Here is a 20,232-nt window from a genome sequence, read left to right as displayed (position 1 = left end):
CCCGGCGCCTATCGGGAGGAACTGCACGAGGGCCTCCATCCCGCCTTCCCGCCAGGCACGCCGCCAGCGTTCCACCGACCGCTCGCTCACCCGCAGATCCTTCGCGATCACCACGTTCTTCTCGTCGCGTGTGAACCGTTCGCCCGCCTCGCACCGGATCCGCTCCCGAAACTGTCGCCGCTCGGCGGTCAATCCGCCGCCCTGCGCATACCGCATGCCACCGGCCTACCGAAGGGATCAGCACCCGACAACAACCCGAAAAGATCAGTAACTCCCCATCCCTCACACCAACGCGGGGGCGAGGTCCCAGGGCAGGCCTCGGTGATGTCGCGTCTCGCCGCTTCCCTCAGCCTGCCGCCACAGGGAGCTATCCGCTCGTCCACCCGTTCGGCAGCACGCCGCGCCTGCGGGCCGGGGCACCCCTAGCATGCTGACTGTGCGCCCCATTCTCCCGAAGATCGAGGGCGGCCGACTACAGGGCCTCCTGCAGCTCGTCGAGGACGGCATCCACCTCGTCGTCGCGGCGCTCCTCGTACTGCTCGCGGGGCTCCTGACCGTCGGGGTCGTCCACGACGTCATCAGGTCGATCCAGGGGCCGTACCAGACGGTCGTTCTCTCCGCCCTGGACATCAGCCTTGTGCTGTTCATCGTGGCCGAGCTGCTCCACACCGTCCGCCTCACCATCAGGAACCAGACCCTCGACGCGGAGCCGTTCCTCGTCGTCGGCCTGATTGCCGGCATCCGCAGGGTGCTCATCGTGACGGCCGAGGCGGAGAAGTCCTTCCGGTGGAACGTCGAGGGGATCGAACTACTCGTCCTGGCGGGGCTAATCCTCGTGATGGCGACAGCGGTGTACGTGTGGCGGCGCTCGACGCGGCCGGGAGACTACTTCCCGCTCCAGGAGGCGCGGCGCTCCCCGTCGCCGACTTCGTCACCCACCCCGGTGCGCGGGCGCTGATCCGTCACCTTCCGCCGCCACGGCCGCCCGCCCCCGCTGCTCCTCGCGAGCAGAGCCGACGTCCCGCTCCAGGGGTGTGCGGCTCACGGCCGTCGCGAGGTCCTCCAAGGCCCGCTTCTGCAGTTCCGCCCCGCGCCGCACCACCGGGGTCCGGTCCCCGGCGGCGCCCTCCCACGCGTGGAGCGCCTCCTGCGCCTCCTCCGCCTCGCGCGACGTGAGCCCCCCCTGGGGCGGACTGGTTCCTGCCTTGCCCGGTCGTATGCCTCCTGCCAGGCGGCACGTGCCTCCCTGCTCGCCAGCAGTGCCCTGCGCATGTCGGCGTGATGCTCCCGGGTGGGTTCGGCGTAGTTGCGGAGCACCGCGGCCGCATAGCGGCCGTTGGCTGCGAGCCAGTCCGCAAGCCGAGCCGGCAGCCGGGGTGCCGGTCACCGCTGGTCATGGGGGTCGCCCCGGTGCGCTGTCGCGCCGGGCGGGGTCCTTGGACGTGACGACACCGAGCTCGGCAGTGGTGGTCATGCCACGCCTCCTCGTTCAGGGCCATGGGCTGTTGCCCGGAAAGGGACAGAACAGGCCGGAATGGACAGGTCCGCATGGTGTGGTCTTCTGTGCTGCGCTGCCACCTTCTGGGACACCGTTTTCACTTTCTCCATGAGGGCGACACGATGCTCTGGCACTGCGCACGTGGGGGGCGGAGCGGAGGGAAGCAAGCGATATCCGACGGCCCAGGACGCCGAGCGCTACGCACGGGCATTCGACCGCGAGGACCAGGCGGACATGGGCCGGCGAGCACCGCTGGGTCTGTTTCCCTTCGGCTGCTGCGCGCCCTGGCGTCTGCGGCGCCGAAAGGAAGCCGGTGGGGAGCCGCGTGCCGAGTCTCCGCCGCCGTGAGGGGTTGTGACGCGGGACGTCATCCATGAGTCACCGGGTGTCGAGCCTCGCCGGCCCGGCCGCGGTGCCGGACGTGTGTCCGGCACCGCGGCGTTCGCGTCTCAGCCGCTGCTCTCGGTGCTTTCACTCGTCTCGCTGATCTCGACGTGCCGCGGCTTTGCGACCTCGGCCTTGGGGACGGTGATAGTGAGCACCCCGTCCGATATCTGCGCATTGATCTTTTCGGTGTCGACCTCTCCGGGCAGCCGCAGCCGGTACTCGAAGGCTCCGGTGCGGCGGGTGCTCCGGCGCAGGACGCCTTTGCGTTCCCTCTCCTTGATCTCTCCGGTGACCACCAGCTCCTGGCCGTTGGCTTCGACGTCGATGTCCTTGCTCTTGACGCCGGGGAGTTCGATCTCGACGTGGAAGGCGTCGTCGGACTCCGAGACATCCGTCAGGGGTGTCCACGCGACTGCGGGCGCCACGCCTCCCACCGTGGATTCGATCAGTCCGCTCATCTCGCTGAGCAGTTGGTCGAACTCCGTCAGCGGATCGCGTGCCCAGCCCAGGGGCCTGTCCTGCACTGCACCACCACGGTGGCGCCGGACGGGCATGGTCATTCCCATCGCCTCCTTCTCGTGATCTCCTCGCCCGCTGGGCGTCACGCGAGCCAAGCGGACTCCTTCGGACGGGTGTACGGGGAGCTGTCGGTGCCGCCGGGCGCGGCCGTGTGGCCCAGGTAGCGGTGCACGAAGTGGATACTCATCGCGCCTTCGCCGACCGCGGAGGCCACACGCTTCACCGAGCCGCTGCGGACGTCGCCGGCGGCGAAGACGCCAGGCAGGCTGGTCTCCAACGTCAGGCAGTCACGGCCCTGGCTCTGCCACAGTTCGGGAACGGAGCACGCCTGCGCCTCCGCGCCGGTGAGCACGTAGCCGCGCGCGTCGAGGGCGAGCGCGCCGGACAGCCACTCGGTGTGAGGGTCTGCGCCGGTGAAGACGAACAGGGCCCGCACCTCGAGGTGGCGGTGCTCGCCCGTACGGTGGTCGACCACGGCGACCGCCTCCAGCGCCTTGTCGCCGAGTGCCTCGGTCATCTCGGTGTGCAACAGCACGCGCACCCGCGGGTGGCGCTCGATCTGATCGATCAGGTAGCGGGACATGTGCGCCTCGAGACTTGGCCCACGGACGAGCAGATACACCTGCGGTGCGTACCCGGCCAGGAAGAGTACGGCCTGGCCTGCGGAGTTGCCGCCACCCACCACCGCCACCGGGTCGGTACGGCACTGCTGGGCCTCGTAGACGGTCGCCGAGTAGTGGACGCTCGCGCCCTCCAACGGTTCGATGCCGGGTGCATGGAGGCGGCGGTAGCGGGCGCCGGTGGCCAGGACGACGGTACGGGCGGTGATCTCGCTGCCGTCGGCGAAGCTGACGGCGTAGTGGCCGTCCCGCGGTTCGAGCCGGGCCGCCTCCGCCGGGACACTGATCCGGGCGCCGAACTTGTCGGCTTGGAGCACGGCGCGTTCGGCGAGTTCGGCGCCGGAGATGCCGGATGGGAAGCCGAGCAGATTCTCGATGCGGGACGACGTGGCGGCCTGGCCGCCGGTGGCCATCGCCTCCACCACGGTGGTGCTCAGGCCCTCGGAGGCGGCGTACACCGCGGCAGCCAGGCCGGCGGGTCCGGAGCCTACGATGAGGACGTCGCCGTGACGGTTTCCGGCGGGTAGTGACGGCAGGCCGATGAGCCGGGCCAGTTCCGCGTTGCTGGGGTTGCGCAACAGGGTGGTGTCCCGCCAGATGACGAGTGGTGTCTCCGCCGGGCCGACGCCGAAGCGGCGCAGCAGCTCCTCGGCCTCCTCGTCGGTCTCCAGGTCGATCCAGCGGTGCGGCAGCCGGTTGCGGACGGCGAACTCGCGCAGCCGCCTGGTGTCGGGCGAGTAGCGCGAGCCGATGATGCGGAAGCCGGCGCCCTGTCCGACGAGCAGCGCGCGACGGCACAGACAGGCGCGCAGCACGATGTCCCCGATGGTGGAGTCCTGGGACACCAGGTGGCGCAACTGGTCCAAGGAAACGACGAGGACCTCGCCCGGCTCCCTGGCGACAGCGGTGTAGAAGGCCACTTGTCCGTACAGCAGGCCGAGTTCGCCGATGAAGCGACCGGGGCCGTGCACGCGCAGCACGTGCTCCTCGGGAGTGCCGTAGTCCTCGACGACGGCGACGGTACCGCTGAGGACGACGAAGAACGTCTCGCAGCGCTCTCCCTCCCGGATCAGCACGTCGTCCGAAGCCATGATCCGGCGTTGCCCGTGCTCCGCCAGACGTGCTATCTGGTCCTCCGTAAGGCGCGGATACGCGCCGTAGATGTCCGGGGTCTCCCAGAAGGCGGCCTCGTCCACTTCCTCCGGCACCGGTTCTTCGCCCGGCAGCGACTGGTCGCCGGACATCAGACGAACGCCTCGTGAACGTAGCACCAGCGCCATTCCTCGCCGGGCTGGAACGACTGCACGATCGGATGGGCGTCGGCAGCTGCGTGCCTGCGCGCGTGCTTGTTCGGCGAGGAGTCGCAGCAGCCGACGTGCCCGCAGGTCAGGCAGAGCCTCAGGTGGACCCACGGGGAGCCGAGCATCAGACACTCCTGACACCCTTCTGGGGTCAGCGGCTGGACCGGCCGGACAAGCGCGAGGTGGGGGTCTGCATGCAGGGTCATCCGGATCACCCTTTCCGGGCGGTGATCGACTGTTCCACCCACTGGCGCAGAGCGGGGGCGGGCGCCGCCCCCGCCTGCCGGGCGACCGTCTCGCCCTGGTCGAGGATCAGCAGTGTCGGTACGGCCTGGACCTCAAAACGCTGCGACAGTCGCGGGTTCTTGTCGACGTCGACCTTGACGAGTTTGATTCGGCCGGCGAGATCGGTGGCGACCTTCTCCAGTGCGGGGCTGACCATGCGGCAGGGGCCGCACCAGGTGGCCCACAGGTCGACCACGACGGGGACGTCGGCCCGCTCGGCGACCTCGGTGAAGTCGTCGTCGCCCGCGTCCACCATCCACGGTAGGGGCTGCTTGCAGCGGCCGCACTTGGGGCGGCCCTCCGCGGCCACGGGCACCCGGTTGGTGCGCCCGCAGTTGGGACAACTGACGGTCGTCGCCTGCATCGTGCTCATGCCGCCCGCGCTCCCTTCACATCCTCGGGCTGGTCGTAGGTGACCACCAGTTCCCCCGCCTCGGCGTCGACGCGGACCGTCGCGCCGTCCTGGACGTCGCCGCGCAGCAGGGCGCGTCCGACCAGTGTCTCGACCTCATGGGAGATGTAACGCCGCAGCGGCCGGGCCCCGTACACCGGGTCGTAACCCTGGTGGGCAATCAACTCACGTGCAGCATCGGTGAGTTCGACGGTGATGCGGCGTTCGGCGAGCCGGCGGCGCAGCTCGTCGAACTGCAGCTCCACGATCCGCTCGATCTGCCGCTCACCGAGCGGCTTGAACAGCACGATGTCGTCGACGCGGTTGAGGAACTCCGGGCGGAAGTGCCCGCGCAGCTCGCCCATCACCAGGGCGCGGGCGTCGGGCTTGATCTCACCCTCGGCGGTGGCGCCGTCGAGGAGGTGCTCGGAGCCGATGTTGGACGTCATGATGATCACGGTGTTGCGGAAGTCGACAGTGCGGCCCTGAGCATCGGTGATGCGGCCGTCATCGAGGATCTGCAGCAGGGTGTTGAAGACATCGGTGTGCGCCTTCTCGATCTCGTCGAACAGCACAACCGAGTACGGCTTGCGGCGTACGGCCTCGGTAAGCTGGCCGCCTTCCTCGTAGCCGACGTATCCGGGCGGTGCGCCCATGAGCCGGCTGACGGTGTGACGCTCCTGGTACTCACTCATGTCAAGGCGGACCATGTTCTCCTCGGAGTCGAACAGGGCCCGGGCGAGGGTCTTGGCCAGCTCGGTCTTCCCGACGCCGGTGGGGCCGAGGAAGATGAACGAGCCGATGGGGCGGCGTGGGTCGCGGATGCCGGAGCGGGCGCGGATGATGGCGTCGGCGACGAGCTTGACGGCCTCGTCCTGGCCGATGACCCGCTCACGCAGGATCTCGTCGAGGCGCAGCAGTTTCTCGCGTTCGCCCTCCTGGAGACGGGCGACCGGGATGCCGGTCCAGGCGGCAACGATCTCAGCGATCTCCTCCTCGGTGACGACCTCCCGCAGCAGCCGGTTCCGTCCTTGTTTGGCGGCCAGTTGCTCCTCCTCTGCGGCGAGCCGGCGCTCCAGGTCCTGAAGGCGGCCGTAGCGCAGTTCGGCGGCTCGGTTGAGGTCGTAGGCGCGTTCGGCCTCCTCCGCTTCGTGGCGGACCTTCTCCAGTTCCTGGCGCAGTTCCTGCACGCGGCGGATCGCCTGCCGTTCGGCCTCCCACTGGGCGCGTTTGGCGTCGGCCTCGCCGCGCAGGTCGGCCAGTTCCCTGCGCAGCTCCTCCAGGCGGGCTTTGCTGGCGGGGTCGGTCTCCTTGGACAGGGCCGCCTCCTCGATCTCCAGGCGGGTGACGCGACGGGTGATCTCGTCCAGTTCGGCGGGCATCGAGTCGATCTCGGTACGCAGCCGGGCGCACGCCTCGTCGACGAGGTCGATGGCCTTGTCGGGCAGGAACCGGTCGGTGATGTAGCGGTGGCTGAGGGTGGCCGCGGAGACCAGCGCGGTGTCCTGGATCTTCACGCCGTGGAAGACCTCCAGGCGTTCGCGCAGTCCGCGCAGGATGGAGATGGTGTCCTCCACGCTCGGCTCGTCGACCAGGACCTGCTGGAAGCGGCGTTCGAGAGCGGCGTCCTTCTCGATGTGCTTGCGGTACTCGTCGAGGGTGGTGGCGCCGATCATGTGGAGTTCACCGCGGGCGAGCATCGGCTTGAGCATGTTGCCCGCGTCCATGGCCCCTTCGGCGGCGCCCGCGCCGACGACGGTGTGCAGTTCGTCGACGAAGAGCAGGATGCGCCCTTGGGCGGCCTTGACCTCGCTGAGCACGGCCTTGAGTCGTTCCTCGAACTCACCGCGGTACTTGGCGCCGGCGACCAGGGAGCCCATGTCGAGGGCGAACACCGTCTTGTCGCGCAGGCCCTCGGGCACGTCGCCGCGGACGATGCGCTGGGCGAGGCCCTCGACGATGGCGGTCTTGCCGACGCCGGGGTCGCCGATGAGGACGGGGTTGTTCTTGGTCTTGCGGCTGAGGATCTGGGTGACGCGGCGGATCTCGGCGTCCCGGCCGATGACCGGGTCGAGCCTGCCGGCCCTGGCCTCGGCGACGAGATCGCGGCCGTACTTCTCCAGAGCCTCGTAGGCCACTTCGGGGTTGGCGGAGGTAACGCGCTGGTTGCCGCGGACCTGGGTGAGCGCGCTCAGGAACGAGTCCCTGGTGATGCCGGCCCGTTTGAGCAGTCGCCCGGCGGCGGTTGAAGAGCCCTCCTCGGACAGGGCGAGCAGGAGGTGCTCCACGGACACGTACTCGTCCTTGAGGCGTTTGGCCTCCCGTTCGGCGGCATCGAGCAGGCGGGCGAGGCGCTGAGTGACGAAGACCTGGCCGGGTGCCGCGCCGGGGCCGGTGACCTTCGGACGGCGGGAGAGTTCCTCGCGCACGGCAGCGCGCAGCTCCTTCGGCTCGGTGCCGGCCTGTTGCAGCAACCGCGGGATCAGACCGTCCTCCTGATCGAGAAGCGCGAGCAGCAGGTGTTCCCCGTCGACCTCGGTCTGCCCCATGCGGACGGCCGCGGTCTGGGCCTCCTGCAGGGCTTCCTGGGACTTCTGGGTGAGACTGTTCATGTCCATGGGGGTGTTTCACTCCTCCTGCCGGCGCGGCGCAGGGCGGCTTCGAGCAGGCTGATGCGGTCCAGCAGGTCCAGCACCAGGCCGATGGATGCGTAGTTGAGGCAGAGTCCGGAGCGCAGCCGCTGGATGCGGGCGAGGACCGCCGGAGCCGTGGGGTCGAACACCAGGTGCCCCGCGGCGTCGCGCTCGGCGTCGACCAGGCCGAGGGCGACGAACCGGCGGATCAGATCGGGGTGGAGGCCCGAGCGGCGGGCCACGGTGTCCAGCGAGAGCCTGGGGACAGGAACGAGCGCGTACCGGACAGCCGCCGAGGCGGTGACGTCGGCGCCCGTCCGTACCGGACGGGCGCCCACGCCGGCCCGGCCGATGCCTGCCGCTCCCGCGGGTCGGTCGTTCATCGCGTCCTCCTGGGGTCGAACGAGGAGGTGGCGGCGAGCTCCTCGAACAATTCGCGCTCCCGGTCGCCGAGGGCGGGCGGCACCATGACACGGAGTTCGGCGTACAGGTCGCCGTTCGCACCTCGCGGGTTCGGCATGCCCTCGCCGCGCAGCCGCAGCCGCCGGCCGCTGGACGAGCCCGCGGGCACCGTGACCTTGGCCGTGCCGCCGCCGGGGGTGGGCACCGGCACGGTCGCGCCCAGGGCCGCCTCCCAGGGGGCGATCGGGACCTGTACGTGCACGTCGCGGCCGTCCAGCCGGAACCGGGGGTGGGGCTGGATACGTACCCGCAGGTACAGATCGCCCGCGGGGGCGTCACCACTGCCCCGGCCGCCCTCGCCCGACAGCCGGATGCGCTGCCCGTCGGTGACACCCGGTGGCACGTCGACCTCGTATCGCCGCGGCTGCCCGGTGGGACCGGCGAGTGTGACGGTGCGACGGCCGCCTTGGTACGCCTCCTCGACGGTGAGCGGCAGTTCGGCCTCCTGGTCCGCTCCGGGGACGCCGCCTCGGGCGGCGCCGGCTCCGAACATGGAGCCGAGCAGGTCCTCGATGTCGATGCCCTCCGCGCCGAAGTCGTCGCCGAAGCCGGTGGTGTACCGGACACGGGGGCCGCCCGCGCCCGCGGTCCTCCGACCGCGGAAGCCGCCGCCCGCTCCGGCCGCGACCCGTTCGTCGAAGTCTTCGGGGATCTTGCGGAAGTCCTCGCCGAAGCGGTCGTAACGGGCCCGGGTCTTCGGGTCCGACAGGACGCTGTATACCTCGTTGAGTTCCTTGAAGCGTTCCTCCGCCCGCGGGTCCTTGTTGACGTCGGGGTGGTACTTGCGGGCGAGCTTGCGATATGCCTGCTGGATCTCGTCCTGGCTCGCGGTCCGCGACACGCCCAGCACCTCGTAGAAGTTCCGTGCCATGACCGGTCACTCCCGCTTCGCGACCGTCACGGCGGCGGGCCTGAGCTGCCGTTCGCCGTCCCCGTAGCCGGGGCGCAGCACCTCGACGACGGTTCCCGGTGGGGCGTCGGGGTCCTGGACGACGCCGACCACCTCGTGCTGGGCCGGGTCGAAGGCGACGCCGGTCTCCGCGTGCCGCGGGTAGCCGAGCAGTTCGAGGACGTTCACCGCCTGGTCGCGGACCGCCCGGACGCCCTCCACGATCGCACCCGGATCGGCGCCGGCGTGGGTCAGGGCGAGCTCGAGGTTGTCCAGGACGGGCAGGAAGGCGGCCGCCGTGCGGGAACGCTCGACCGTCCGTTCGCGCTCCAGTTCCCTGGCGTGGCGCTTGCGAAGGTTGTCGAGGTCGGCGAGCGCGCGCCGCCAGCGGTCCTCCAGTTCCTGGATCGCGGTCGTGTACTCGTCCTCGGCAGGCGTGGGTCCGGCGGCGTCGGGTCCCGGTTCGTCATTCGCCGCTTCCGGCCGGGGCGGCGGACCCGGTTGCGGCAAATCCCCACGAGGAGGGCGTACGGCGCCTTCCGGGACCGGTTCGACCGGCTCCGACGCGGCCCGGTCGGGTTCCTGGGGGCGGCTGGACATGGCGCGCCTCAGTCCTTGTCGAACTCGGCATCGATGACGTCGTCGTCACCGCCACCGCCGCTCGGGCCACCGGTCGCCGCGCCGCCCCCGGTGGCGTCCTGGCCGGGACCGCCTGTGGTAGCGGCGCCCTGATGGGCCGCCAGCCCGGCGAGCACCTGCTGGAGTTCGGAGGTCAGGGGCCGCACGCGCTCCACACCCGCCTCTTCCTTGACCGCCGCCCGGGCGTCGGACACGAGCATCTCGGCGCGTGCCTTCTCGTGCGCGGGCGCTGCGTCGCCCAGTTCGGAGAGGCGCTTCTCGACCTGGTAGGCCACGGCGTCGAGCTCGTTGCGGGCGTCGACGGCCTCGCGGAGTGCCTGGTCCTGGCCCCGGTTGCGCTCGGCCTCCTGGACCATGCGTTCGACCTCACTGCGGTCCAGGTTGGAGCTCTCGCTGATGGTGATGCCCTGTTCCTTGCCGGTGTCCCGGTCACGTGCCTTGACGTTGAGGATGCCGTTGGCGTCGATGTCGAAGGTGACCTCGATCTGCGGTTCGCCCCGCGGCGCCGGGCGGATGTCGGTGAGCTGGAACCGGCCGAGCACCCGGTTGTCGGCGGCTCGTTCGCGCTCGCCCTGGAGGACGACGATGTCGACGGCGGGCTGGTTGTCCTCGGCGGTGGAGAAGGTTTCGGTGCGGCGGACGGGGATGGTGGTGTTCCGCTCGATGATCTTCGTCATCACGCCACCGCGTGTCTCGACACCCAGCGACAGGGGTGTGACGTCGAGCAGCAGGACGTCCTTGACCTCGCCCTTGAGCACCCCAGCCTGGATCGCGGCGCCCAGGGCCACGACCTCATCGGGGTTGACGCTCATGTTGGGTTCCTTGCCGCCGGTCAGCCGACGCACGAGGGCCTGGACCGCCGGGATACGTGTGGAACCGCCGACGAGGATGACCTCGTCGATGTCGCTCTCGCCGACCTTGGCGTCGGCCATGGCCTGCTGAACCGGTCCCAGACACCGCTCCACCAGGTCGCTGGTGATCTGCTCGAACGTGGACCGCATGATCGAGTCGGTGAGATGCTTGGGGCCCGAGGCGTCGGCGGTGATGAACGGCAGGCTCACCTGCGTCTGCGTCACCGAACTGAGCTCGGTCTTGGCCTTCTCCGCCGCCTCGAACAGGCGTTGCAGCGCCTGCGGGTCCTTGCGCAGGTCGATGCCGTTCTCCTTCTGGAAGTCGTCCGCGAGGTAATCCACCAGACGCCGGTCGAAGTCGTCGCCACCCAGGTGGCTGTCGCCGGCGGTGGAGCGCACCTCCACCACGCCATCGCCGACGTCGAGGATGCTCACGTCGAAGGTGCCGCCGCCCAGGTCGAAGACGAGGACGGTCTCGTGCTGCTTCTTGTCCATGCCGTACGCGAGGGCAGCCGCGGTCGGCTCGTTGATGATCCGCAGCACCTCCAGTCCCGCGATCCGTCCGGCGTCCTTGGTGGCGGTGCGCTGAGCGTCATTGAAGTAGGCGGGCACCGTGATGACCGCCTCCGTGACCCGCTCCCCCAGCTGCTTGGAAGCGTCGTCGGCGAGTTTCCGCAGCACCTGGGCGCTGATCTCCTCAGGCGCGTACAGCTTGTCGCGTACCTTGAAGCGGGCCGCCCCGCCGTCGCCCTCGACGACGTCGTACGCCACCGCCCTGGCCTCGTCGGAGATCTCGTCGAAATGCCGGCCGATGAACCGCTTGGCCGAGTAGATGGTCCCCTTGGGGTTGAGGATCGCCTGGCGCCGGGCCAGCTGGCCCACCAGACGTTCCCCGGTGTCGGTGAAGGCCACTACGGACGGTGTCGTGCGGTTGCCCTCGCTGTTGGGCACGACGGACGGCTCGCCGCCCTCCCACACGGCGATCACCGAGTTGGTGGTGCCCAGGTCGATGCCCACTGCCTTCGCCATGAGGAACTCCTCCCGGTCCGGCGCCTGCGCCGACTTTCCGGATCACGCTTTTCAGGTACGACTGGGACCTCCGCCGGTGGTCTGCAGCGCGCCGCTCAGCCGTACAGCCTCGTCGGCGACCGCCTCGTCCACGACGACCTCGTACCGGCTCGGCTGCATCGAGCGGAGCGAGGCGAAATCCCGGCGACCGCCCTGCAGGGCGTGCGGCATCATGCCGAACGGCGCGCCCAAACGATCGCTCCCGAAGATCAGCCCGTACAGGGTGAGGAGCCGGGCGGAGACGACGGGGTCGAGCCAGTTCACAAGGCCGAACAGGCAGCCGATCAGGACACTGGGGAGCGCACCGCTCGCCGTGAAGGACGGCCCTGCCGTAGTCCACCCGGCCGATCACCTGCTCGACCACGCGCAGATCCTGGCCGATGATCGCCACGCTCTCCACGGGAAACCCGTGGTCAGAGAGGTGGTCAACGGCGCGTTCGGCTTCCTGGTACGTCTTGTACGAGGCAACCGGCCTGCGATGCTGCTCGGTCATCGCCCAGCCCTTCCTGCCGGTGCGCACGGAGGGTCTTGAACACTCCCAGGGTGGCGAGCTGAGTGGCGCCATGCCTGCCCCTGGCGAGTCAGAAATGCACGGGTCCGGTCGCCCCACGAGTACGAATGAAAGAATCCGAACATCTCGGATGAGCCGGCCTGCGAGCGGGTACCCGAAGCATCGCTCGCCTCCCTGAAGGCTCAGGGAGAACGGAGTGATCCCATGGCCAGCAGCCGGGCGCACAACCTGCACCGCCTGTACGGCCGCTACTCCGACCGGGAGGGCAGCCTTCCGCGGGGCAGCGCCGGACGGCACTCCACGGCTGTGCGGAGACAGCCCCGCCCACCCGTTCCATCCCCGGCCGACCATGCCCTCCACGAACTGATTGCGTTCTCCCGCACCCTGTTCGACACCCCGGACGAAGGTGAGATCCTGCGCCTGGCCATGGACCACATAGCCGCCGCAGGGCCATACAGCGCCGAGGCCGGATACCTCAAGGTGGACGGCGACCTGGTCCCCAGCCCGAGGGTCGGGCAGATCCATGCCCCGGCCGTGGACCGGAGGGTGCGGGAGCTGGCCGGGCAAGACGGCCCTGTGACCGTACCCGGCAGCCCCTGGGGCCGGGCCCTGGGACTGCGCGGGCTCGAGAGACTCCACGGCTACCTCGTGGTGACGTCCCGCTCCCGGCCCACCGAGGCCGAGCGATCCCTGCTCGCCACGCTCGTCCGGCACACCGCCGCTGCACTGTCAGTCGCCTTCGCGCACCGCCGCCAACGCGAGGACGCACTGGAACTGCACCGGCTCAGGGAGGAACGCACAGCCCTCCAGCGGCAGCTGATCTCCGTCGCGGCTGAGCTGGGGTACCAGCGGGCCGTTCACGCGCTCATGGCTGACGTCGCTGCCTCGGGCGGCGGCGAGGAAGCCATCACCCGCGCACTGCACGGGCTCACTGGACTCCCCGCGCTGGTCGAGGACCGCTTCGGTCGGCTGAGGTCCTGGACCGGCCCCAGCCGCCCCGACCCCTATCCGGAACCGGAACCCGTGCGCCAGGACGAAATGCTGCACGCCGTCGCCCGGGAGGTCGGGCCGGTGCGGATAAAGGACCGGCTGATCACCCTGGTCCGCCCGCACGGCGAGATCCTGGGCGTGCTGGCCCTGGTCGATGCCCGGAACGAGGCCGACGAGCACACCGTGCTCGCGCTGGAACACGCCGCCACGTCGCTCGCCCTGGAGCTGGCGCACCTGCGCAATCTGGCCGAAGTGGAGCTGAGGCTGCACCGCGAGCTGGTCGACGACCTCCTGGCAGGGACGGACGAGGCGAGCGCCTACGCCCGGTCCGAGGCAGTCGGACACGACCTGCACCGCAGTCACTACGTCGTCGTGGTGCAGTGGTCGAACCGGACTGCGGACGATTCCTTCGCGCAGACCGTGGGCCGGGCGGCCTCTGCCGTGGGCATGCGCTCGCTGCTGACCCGACGTTTCGACCACGTGGTCCTGGTCGCCGACGACAGGCCGCACGCCCGTGCGCTGTACGAGGCACTCGCCCGGGCGACCGGGACACGGTCCGGGACGATCGGGGTGAGCGCCCCTTCCGACTCCCCGGACGACATCCCCCACCGCTACCAGGAGGCGCAGCGCGCCCTGGAAGTGCGCCGCCACTCCCGCGAGCGCTACGGCACGACGTTCTTCGACGAGCTTGGCCTCTACCGCATCCTGGGACCTGGCAACGATTACCGAGAACTGGAGACGTTCGTCCACGAGTGGCTCGGGCAGCTCATCGATTACGACTCCCAGCACCACGCGGCCATGGTGGAGACCCTGTCCCGGTACTTCGACTGCGGCGGCAACTACGACGAGACCGCCGAATCCCTCGCGATCCACCGCAGCACGCTACGCTACCGGCTCCAGCGCATCCGCGACATCAGCGGCAACGACCTCGCGAACGTCGAGGACCGGCTGAACCTCCAGGTGGCGACCCGAGTGTGGAAGATCGTGATGGGCGGACACGGCTGATACACCGCTAGAACTATTGTGTGAGCGATACCGGGCGGCAGTTGGCCGGGCTGCGCTGTGACAGCGCTGCAGTGGGTGGGTAGCCCTTGCTGGTGGGCCGGGCCGGACCGGCCCAGACCGCAGACGGAATCAGCGACTGCGGGCGCGGTGGCGGCCGACGGACGGGCCGCGGGCCGGGGCGGGCGCCGACGGAAGCGCTGAGCGATCTCTGTCGTGACCCGCCGCACACAGAACCCCCGCCGGAGCATCCCGGCGGGGCTTCGTCGTCTCACGAGCTCTCACACAGGTCTCACCAACTGTGCGGACACCCCCGGACTGTGAGGCCCTGAACTCGCATTACGTGCCTGCCCTGGATCGGCTGGACGCCCCTGGACGGTCATTACGGCCTGTTCCATCCTGACCCTCCCGGAACGGCGACCGTTGGGCCGTGTGCCAGGGGGGAGCAAGGCCGTGGACGTGCTGCACGAACGCTGCGCCGGTGCGGACATCAGCAAGAAGGACGCTCGCCGCGGTCGCCTCCGACATCACGGGCGTCTCCGGCCGGGCCATGCTGGAGGCTCTCTTCGCCGGGGAACGCAACCCGCCCCCTCGCGGAGATGGCCAAGCGCGGACTCCGCAACAAGATCCCCGAACTCACCGAGGCCCTGACCGGCCGATTCCGCGAGCATCATGTGTTCCTGGCCCAGCTGTATCTGGACCAGTACGACCAGGTCACCACCGCGATCGGGCACCTGGATGCACGGATCGAGGAAGCGATGGCCCCCTTTCGCCCCGCCCTCGACCTGCTCGACACCATCCCCGGGATCAACCAGGCGGTCGCCGAGGTGATCACCACGGAGACCGGGGGCGGCATGGCCCGCAAGCACCTCGCCTCCTGGGCGGGCGTCTGTCCCGGCCACCACGAATCCGCCAGCCGAATCAAGAACATCAAGGCCCCTACCTCAAAGTGGGCGCTTTCTAGGGGTCGTCGCAACACGTGGTTGTGTTGATCAGGCCGCGAGCAGTTTATGCAGGCGCTCGGCTGGGGTTTCCCAGCCGAGCGTTTTGCGTGGGCGGCCGTTGAGTTCGGCGGCGATCGCCCGGACCGTCGCCTTCTCGCGCATCCGGTCGGCGATATAGATGCGCTCGTCCACGCTCAGATACCGAGACGACGCCGGCGGCACCGCAGGAGGAACCGGACGCACCGCCCCTCTTCGTTTCGACGGTACGTATCCGTTGCGCCAGCGTCTGCCGGTTCGCGAGTCAATCCCCACGATCCGGCAGGCTTCGTTGTTGCTGTAGCCCTGCTGCATGAGCTGGAAGTATGCAGCCCGCTCCGCAGTGAGCCTCTTCGCCCCTGCGGCTTCCGGTTCTCCCGGATCTTGAAGTCCATCGCACCCTTGAGCTGGGGTGTTGCGACGATCACTGGATTCCAAGGATGGTCCGCGGCCTCCCCCTCGCCGAGACCACCCCGAGGCCGTTGATCACGGTCGTGCAGTTCGTCGCCTCGCCCTTCCGCCAGCACCATCCACGCCTTGTGGACACCGTCCGGGTGGAGGGCGGATGGCTGCACAGCCACCACCTTCTGGCCGACGGCCTCCACGCCCATGGCTGATGGAACGGACGGATCTCAGTCCTCCACGGCCCGCCGTACGCGCCGGGAGGGACCGAACTGGTACAGGTCGAGGATGTCCGGCGGCTCGGCGAGCCCCAGACCGCCGGCCCGCACCCAGGCCACGATGTCGGCCGTCGCGTCGGGGTCGTTGACCAGCCCGAGCCAGACCGGCCGCCCACCCGCGGCCGGGGAGGGCTGGACGACGATGACGTTGGCCTGTTCGCAGGCGTCGAGGCAGTTCACCGCCCGGACCTGGGCCCTCGGGCCCAGCGCGGCCTTCAGTGTGGCCTTCAGTGTGGCGAGTTGGGCCGCGTGGTCGACGCCGGGATCTTGGCCGTGCCGCAGCAGCAGCCCCGGCAGACGGTGACCGTGCACCGGGGCGCCGCCTGCGCCCTGGGTGCCTTGCGGCGGCTCACTCGGCGGCCCGCTTCCAGGCCGCCTCGCGCAGCAGCCGCAGTCCGTTCAGCCCGACGATGACGGTGGAGCCCTCGTGACCCGCGACGCCCAGCGGCAGAGGCAGGTGGCCGACCAGGTCCCAGACGACCAGGCCGGCGATGAACACTCCGGCGATGACGAGGTTCTGGACGACCAGGCTGCGGGCCCGGTGGGACAGGGAGACCACGGTGGGGACCGTGGCGAGTTCGTCGCGGACGATGACCGCGTCGGCGGTCTCCAGGGCCAGGTCGGAGCCTGCCCGGCCCATGGCGACGCCGGTGTGGGCGACGGCCAGCGCGGGTGCGTCGTTGACGCCGTCGCCGACCACCATCGCCCTGCGGCCGGCGGCTTCCAGTTCCCTGACCGCGTTCACCTTGTGCTCGGGCAGCAGCCCGGCCCGTACGTCCTCGATGCCGACCTCGGCGGCGAGGTGGGCGGCGGCGCGCGGGTTGTCGCCGGTCAGCAGCAGGGGCGGCGTCCCCGTCAGGGAGGTCAGCGCCGCGACGGCCGCAGCGGCGTCGGGGCGCAGCCGGTCGGCGATGCCGAGTACGCCCGCCGGCGCTCCGTCCACCGTGACCAGGACGGCGGTCCGGCCTCCGTCCTCCAGTTCGCCGGCGAGCACCTCGGTCTGCGCCGAGTCGGCGTCTGCGGCCTCGCCGAGCAGCCGGGCCGGGGCTCCGACGGCGACCACGCGCCCCTCGACGGTGGCCCGCACGCCGATCCCGGGCGTGGAGGCGAAGTCCTCCGCCACCGGCAGGGCGAGCCCGCGCTCGCGCGCCGCGTCCACGACGGCCCGCCCCAGCGGATGCTCGCTCGAGTGCTCCGCCGCGGCGGCGAGGATCAGCAACTGGCCCGCGTCGAGTCCGGAACCGGTCACTGGACGGATGTCGGTCACCCGCGGGGTGCCCTCGGTCAGCGTGCCGGTCTTGTCGAACGCCACCGCGCCGACCTGTCCCAGCCGCTCCATCACCACCGCCGACTTCACCAGCACGCCGTGCCGCCCGGCGTTGGCCATGGCCGACAGCAGGGGCGGCATGGTGGCCAGCACGACCGCGCACGGCGAGGCGACGATCATGAAGGTCATGGCCCGCAGCAGCGAGCCGGTGAGGTTCGCGCCGAAGGCGAGCGGCACCAGGAACACGGCGAGGGTCGCCGCCACCATGCCCAGCGAGTAGCGCTGCTCGACCTTCTCGATGAACAGCTGGGTGGGCGCCTTGGTCCGGGACGCCTCCTCCACCAGGCGCACGATGCGGGCGATCACCGTGTCGGAGGCGTCGCGCTCGACCCGAACCCTCAGTGCACCGGTGCCGTTGAGGGTGCCAGCGAAGACCTCGTCGCCCTTCTCCTTGGCCACGGGCAGCGGTTCGCCGGTGATGGTCGCCTGGTCCACGTCGCTGGCCCCGTCGAGCACCCGGCCGTCGGCGCCGACGCGTTCACCGGGTCGCACGAGGATGGTGTCGCCCACAACCAGGCCCTCGACCGGGACCGATGTCTCGCCGCCGTCGGCGTCGACGCGGGTGGCGGTGGCCGGCGCCAGGTCGAGCAGCCCGCGCACGGAGTCGGCCGTGCGGGCGGTGGCCAACGCCTCCAGCGCGCCGGAGGTGGCGAAGATGACGATCAGCAGCGCGCCGTCCATCGCCTGCCCGATGGCCGCCGCGCCGAGTGCGGCCACGACCATGAGCAGGTCGACGTCGAGGGTCTTCTCCCGCAGCGCCCGCAGACCCGCCCAGCCCGGCTCCCAGCCGCCGGCCGCGTAGGTCAGTGCGTACAGCGGGCCCCACGCCCAGGCCGGGGCGCCGGTCAGCTGCAGCGGCAGCGCGAGCAGGAAGAAGACGGTGGCCACGGCTGCCCAGCGCGCCTCGGGGAGCGCGAAGACCCGGGTACGGCGATAGGGCGCACCCCCGTCGTGCGGGAGCGCGGCGCGGTCGGCGGCCGTGGCGGGCGCGAGTGTGGAGGTCATCGGAGCGCAGGTCCTTCGCGACGGCATGACGTGATCGCGGGCAGCCGGACTCCGGCGCCGCTACGTCCACCCTACAGAACTACATGAAGAGCCGTTCATGTGTTCATGGGTTCCGCTCCGTAGGATGAGGGCCATGGGCCACGGAGCTGACGCCAAGACCACCGCCACCGCGCGCGAGCGCCTCGAAACCGTGGGCGCGGCCGACGTGGCCGCCACCCTCCAGGCCCTGGCCACCCCCTCCCGGCTGCGGATCCTGGCCCGCCTGCAGGAGGGCCCGTGCGCGGCGACGGAACTCGCCGACGCCGTGGGCATGGAGCAGTCGGCCTGCTCCCACCAGCTGCGCCTGCTGCGCAACCTCGGCCTGGTCACCGGCGAGCGCCGGGGCCGGTCGGTCATCTACGCCCTCTACGACAACCACGTCGCCGAGCTGCTGGAGCAGGCCCTCTACCACGTGGAGCACCTGCGCCTCGGCCTGCGCGACGCCCCGGCACAGGCCCCGGCGACGGCGGCCGGCGCCCGCTGAGTCATCCCTGGCACAGCCACCGCACCTGCCCTCAGCGTGAATCCGTCCATCGGATCGGAGGCCCGCCAGGTGGCGGGGCCCGCACCGGCCAGGTGGCAGGGACGTTCCGAACTCCTGGCGGATGGTCACGGCAGGAGCGTGCGCAGACCCTGGAGCACGTGACGTGGAATGTGTCGACCGCTCGCGTGCTCCGCGCCGTGGAACCGGTGGCGCTGACAGCCATGCGGCTGCCGCCGGAAAACACGCCACCACGGCATGCCGGGCCAAAGAGGAGGACAGCCGCATGACGATCCGCCTGACGCTTCTGTGCACGCACCCAGCAGACACGGCCTTCGGTGACACCCCGCTCGGCGAGCGCGAGCTCCGGGGCGCGGGCGCCGCCGTGGCATCGCTTCCCGCGCACTCGTCGGCCATGAGATCGCCCTCGTCCACCTCAGCGCTGACCGCCGCAGTCCTCGGGCTGAAGGCCGCAGTGGAACCCGCACTGCGCGACATCGACTACGGCACCTGGCACGGCCGCACAGTGGACGACATCGCCGCCGCGGACCCGTACGGATACAGCGCCTGGCTCACCGACCCGGATGCCGCGCCGCACGGAGGCGAAACCGTACGCGAACTCTGCCACCGTGTCGCGCACTGGCTCAGCATCCTGCCCCCGGACACGGGCCGCGCGCTGGCCATCGCCGAACCAGCCGTAGTGCAGGCACTGCTCGTCCATGCTCTGTCCGCACCGGTCCAAGCCTTCTGGACGCTCCGGATACCGCCCCTGCACACCGTCTCCCTCACGTGGCACGACGGCGCCTGGAGTGCCCAGTCGGCTGACACGTCTTCCACCCGCGGCCCTGGCCGGCATCCGACTCTGCCCATCACCGCACTCACCGCGCCCCGGCGCACGGTCAGCGACCGCGGCACCCATCTCTGCGGAGAAAGAGCGGCCTGACCCAGGCCGGCCAATACGGGGACGCGTCCGGCAACACTGCTGTCCGGACAGTCCGCTGGAGTGAGACAGGCAGTGATGCGCTGCCCAGCGGCTCGCGCCGCATCCCGAACGCCGAGCGCCTGCCCCGCCAGGGCCGGCGTAGCCGGGGCCGGTGCTGGAGCAGCCGCGTCACCTCATCCCAGTGCCTGGACCGGCTCGGCCGCGAGGTACCCGGCGCGGTACAGCAGTGACACGAGCCCCGCGCAGACGAGTCCAGTGCCGGCCAAAGCGGCCCACGGCAGCCATCGCACAGCTGTATCGAACAGCGCGCCGACGGCCAGGTTACCGAGGGAGATCGCCACGCCCGAGGCTGTGTTGTAGGCGCCGTAGTACGTCGCAACGAGCCGGCCGCCGGAGAGCCGTACGACGGTGTCCATCTCGAAGGGGTAGAGCAACAGGCAGTGCACACAGGTGCCGGTGGCAAAACCAGCGCAGGACCAGCACGGCTTGGCGGAACGGGCCCAGCGCCCGCGGGCCGCGCGGGGTGCCGATCTTCCGGCGGTGGGCGGGCGAGGAAGACCACCACCGGGCGGGGGGCGTCGAGCATGGCAACATAGGGGACCAGCGTGAAGCCTCTGGTGTCGCAGGACGATCTTGTGAGAGAGAACCGTCCGCCGAGTAGCCGAGGGGAATTTCACCCCTCGGCTCTCACAGAACCGTGCGTAACAGTCGCCCGTTACACGGCTCTTGTC

At 70.4% G+C, this 20,232-nt stretch carries 18 protein-coding genes and 4 pseudogenes; 6 read left to right on the top strand and 16 right to left on the bottom strand.

Annotation, left to right across the window (positions count from 1 at the left end; all coding sequences use genetic code 11):
• Nucleotides 1–27: 27 nt before the first annotated feature.
• Nucleotides 28–216 (bottom strand): annotated as a pseudogene (locus DEP02_RS34735) (helix-turn-helix domain-containing protein); the annotation flags it as partial.
• A 211-nt stretch (nt 217–427) separates the two neighbouring features.
• Between DEP02_RS34735 and DEP02_RS15675 the strand changes: the two are divergent.
• Nucleotides 428–958 carry a phosphate-starvation-inducible PsiE family protein gene (locus DEP02_RS15675; RefSeq protein WP_112467937.1) on the top strand — a complete coding sequence of 177 codons (531 nt, stop codon included), beginning with the start codon at nt 428–430 and terminating at the stop codon, nt 956–958.
• Here DEP02_RS15675 and DEP02_RS34730 read toward each other — a convergent pair.
• The 12 genes and pseudogenes from DEP02_RS34730 to DEP02_RS35520 form a co-directional block, all read right to left on the bottom strand.
• Nucleotides 932–1,377 (bottom strand): annotated as a pseudogene (locus DEP02_RS34730) (FUSC family protein); the annotation flags it as partial. The gene DEP02_RS15675 and the pseudogene DEP02_RS34730 sit on opposite strands and share 27 nt — an antisense overlap.
• Nucleotides 1,378–1,947: 570 nt before the next feature.
• On the bottom strand, nt 1,948–2,445 hold the full coding sequence (locus DEP02_RS15660) for an Hsp20/alpha crystallin family protein (RefSeq protein WP_198668455.1): 498 nt from the start codon (nt 2,443–2,445) through the stop codon (nt 1,948–1,950).
• A 41-nt stretch (nt 2,446–2,486) separates the two neighbouring features.
• On the bottom strand, nt 2,487–4,268 hold the full coding sequence (locus DEP02_RS15655) for an FAD-dependent oxidoreductase (protein WP_112467935.1): 1,782 nt from the start codon (nt 4,266–4,268) through the stop codon (nt 2,487–2,489).
• Nucleotides 4,268–4,531 carry a UBP-type zinc finger domain-containing protein gene (locus DEP02_RS15650; protein WP_112467949.1) on the bottom strand — a complete coding sequence of 88 codons (264 nt, stop codon included), beginning with the start codon at nt 4,529–4,531 and terminating at the stop codon, nt 4,268–4,270. The genes DEP02_RS15655 and DEP02_RS15650 overlap by 1 nt, the downstream gene beginning before the upstream one ends.
• Nucleotides 4,532–4,536: 5 nt before the next feature.
• Complete coding sequence (gene trxA, locus DEP02_RS15645) at nt 4,537–4,983, bottom strand: thioredoxin (protein ID WP_112467934.1); 447 nt, start codon at nt 4,981–4,983, stop codon at nt 4,537–4,539.
• Nucleotides 4,980–7,619, bottom strand: coding sequence for an ATP-dependent chaperone ClpB (gene clpB / locus DEP02_RS15640; protein ID WP_112467933.1), 2,640 nt, complete (start codon nt 7,617–7,619; stop codon nt 4,980–4,982). Before clpB ends, trxA begins: the two co-directional genes overlap by 4 nt.
• Nucleotides 7,610–8,017 carry a chaperone modulator CbpM gene (locus tag DEP02_RS15635; RefSeq protein WP_112467932.1) on the bottom strand — a complete coding sequence of 136 codons (408 nt, stop codon included), beginning with the start codon at nt 8,015–8,017 and terminating at the stop codon, nt 7,610–7,612. The genes clpB and DEP02_RS15635 overlap by 10 nt, the downstream gene beginning before the upstream one ends.
• Nucleotides 8,014–8,967 carry a DnaJ C-terminal domain-containing protein gene (locus DEP02_RS15630; protein ID WP_112467931.1) on the bottom strand — a complete coding sequence of 318 codons (954 nt, stop codon included), beginning with the start codon at nt 8,965–8,967 and terminating at the stop codon, nt 8,014–8,016. Before DEP02_RS15630 ends, DEP02_RS15635 begins: the two co-directional genes overlap by 4 nt.
• 6 nt (nt 8,968–8,973) lie before the next feature.
• Nucleotides 8,974–9,585, bottom strand: a complete 612-nt coding sequence (locus DEP02_RS15625; protein WP_112467930.1) for a nucleotide exchange factor GrpE — start codon at nt 9,583–9,585, stop codon at nt 8,974–8,976.
• An 8-nt stretch (nt 9,586–9,593) separates the two neighbouring features.
• Nucleotides 9,594–11,504 carry a molecular chaperone DnaK gene (gene dnaK, locus DEP02_RS15620; RefSeq protein WP_112467929.1) on the bottom strand — a complete coding sequence of 637 codons (1,911 nt, stop codon included), beginning with the start codon at nt 11,502–11,504 and terminating at the stop codon, nt 9,594–9,596.
• A gap of 51 nt (nt 11,505–11,555) precedes the next feature.
• Nucleotides 11,556–11,807 (bottom strand): hypothetical protein, encoded by a 252-nt coding sequence (locus tag DEP02_RS34725; protein ID WP_232839141.1) that lies wholly within the window; start codon nt 11,805–11,807, stop codon nt 11,556–11,558.
• A 106-nt stretch (nt 11,808–11,913) separates the two neighbouring features.
• Nucleotides 11,914–12,036: pseudogene (locus DEP02_RS35520) on the bottom strand (general stress protein); the annotation flags it as partial.
• A 222-nt stretch (nt 12,037–12,258) separates the two neighbouring features.
• On the opposite strand from DEP02_RS35520, the gene DEP02_RS15610 reads away from it, so the two are divergent.
• The 3 genes from DEP02_RS15610 to DEP02_RS33480 all read left to right on the top strand — a co-directional run bounded on the left by DEP02_RS15610 (nt 12,259) and on the right by DEP02_RS33480 (nt 15,643).
• Nucleotides 12,259–14,049, top strand: coding sequence for a PucR family transcriptional regulator (locus DEP02_RS15610; protein ID WP_112467928.1), 1,791 nt, complete (start codon nt 12,259–12,261; stop codon nt 14,047–14,049).
• Between the two features lie 596 nt (nt 14,050–14,645).
• A complete protein-coding gene (locus tag DEP02_RS15605) occupies nt 14,646–15,038 on the top strand; it encodes a transposase (RefSeq protein ID WP_198668454.1) in 393 nt (130 codons plus the stop codon).
• A gap of 428 nt (nt 15,039–15,466) precedes the next feature.
• On the top strand, nt 15,467–15,643 hold the full coding sequence (locus DEP02_RS33480) for a hypothetical protein (RefSeq protein WP_157977458.1): 177 nt from the start codon (nt 15,467–15,469) through the stop codon (nt 15,641–15,643).
• Between the two features lie 15 nt (nt 15,644–15,658).
• On the opposite strand, the pseudogene DEP02_RS15600 reads toward DEP02_RS33480, so the two are convergent.
• Together DEP02_RS15600 and DEP02_RS15595 are read right to left on the bottom strand one after the other, a co-directional pair.
• Nucleotides 15,659–16,059: pseudogene (locus DEP02_RS15600) on the bottom strand ((2Fe-2S) ferredoxin domain-containing protein).
• Nucleotides 16,056–18,038 (bottom strand): heavy metal translocating P-type ATPase, encoded by a 1,983-nt coding sequence (locus DEP02_RS15595; RefSeq protein ID WP_112467927.1) that lies wholly within the window; start codon nt 18,036–18,038, stop codon nt 16,056–16,058. Before DEP02_RS15595 ends, DEP02_RS15600 begins: the two are co-directional and overlap by 4 nt.
• 133 nt (nt 18,039–18,171) lie before the next feature.
• Here DEP02_RS15595 and DEP02_RS15590 point away from each other — a divergent pair, with 133 nt between their 5' ends.
• Together DEP02_RS15590 and DEP02_RS15585 are read left to right on the top strand one after the other, a co-directional pair.
• The gene (locus tag DEP02_RS15590) at nt 18,172–18,561 is read left to right on the top strand and encodes an ArsR/SmtB family transcription factor (protein ID WP_112467926.1); all 390 of its coding nucleotides are present in this window, start codon (nt 18,172–18,174) and stop codon (nt 18,559–18,561) included.
• 283 nt (nt 18,562–18,844) lie between these two features.
• Nucleotides 18,845–19,501, top strand: coding sequence for a histidine phosphatase family protein (locus tag DEP02_RS15585; protein WP_112467925.1), 657 nt, complete (start codon nt 18,845–18,847; stop codon nt 19,499–19,501).
• A 173-nt stretch (nt 19,502–19,674) separates the two neighbouring features.
• On the opposite strand, the gene DEP02_RS15580 is transcribed toward DEP02_RS15585, so the two are convergent.
• Nucleotides 19,675–19,947 carry a hypothetical protein gene (locus DEP02_RS15580; protein ID WP_438947764.1) on the bottom strand — a complete coding sequence of 91 codons (273 nt, stop codon included), beginning with the start codon at nt 19,945–19,947 and terminating at the stop codon, nt 19,675–19,677.
• Nucleotides 19,948–20,232: the final 285 nt, after the last annotated feature.

Source organism: Streptomyces triticisoli, from assembly GCF_003270085.1.
GTDB lineage: Bacteria > Actinomycetota > Actinomycetes > Streptomycetales > Streptomycetaceae > Streptomyces > Streptomyces triticisoli.
Note: the sequence above shows the minus strand (reverse complement) of the source record. Positions and strands in the feature narration are given on the sequence as shown.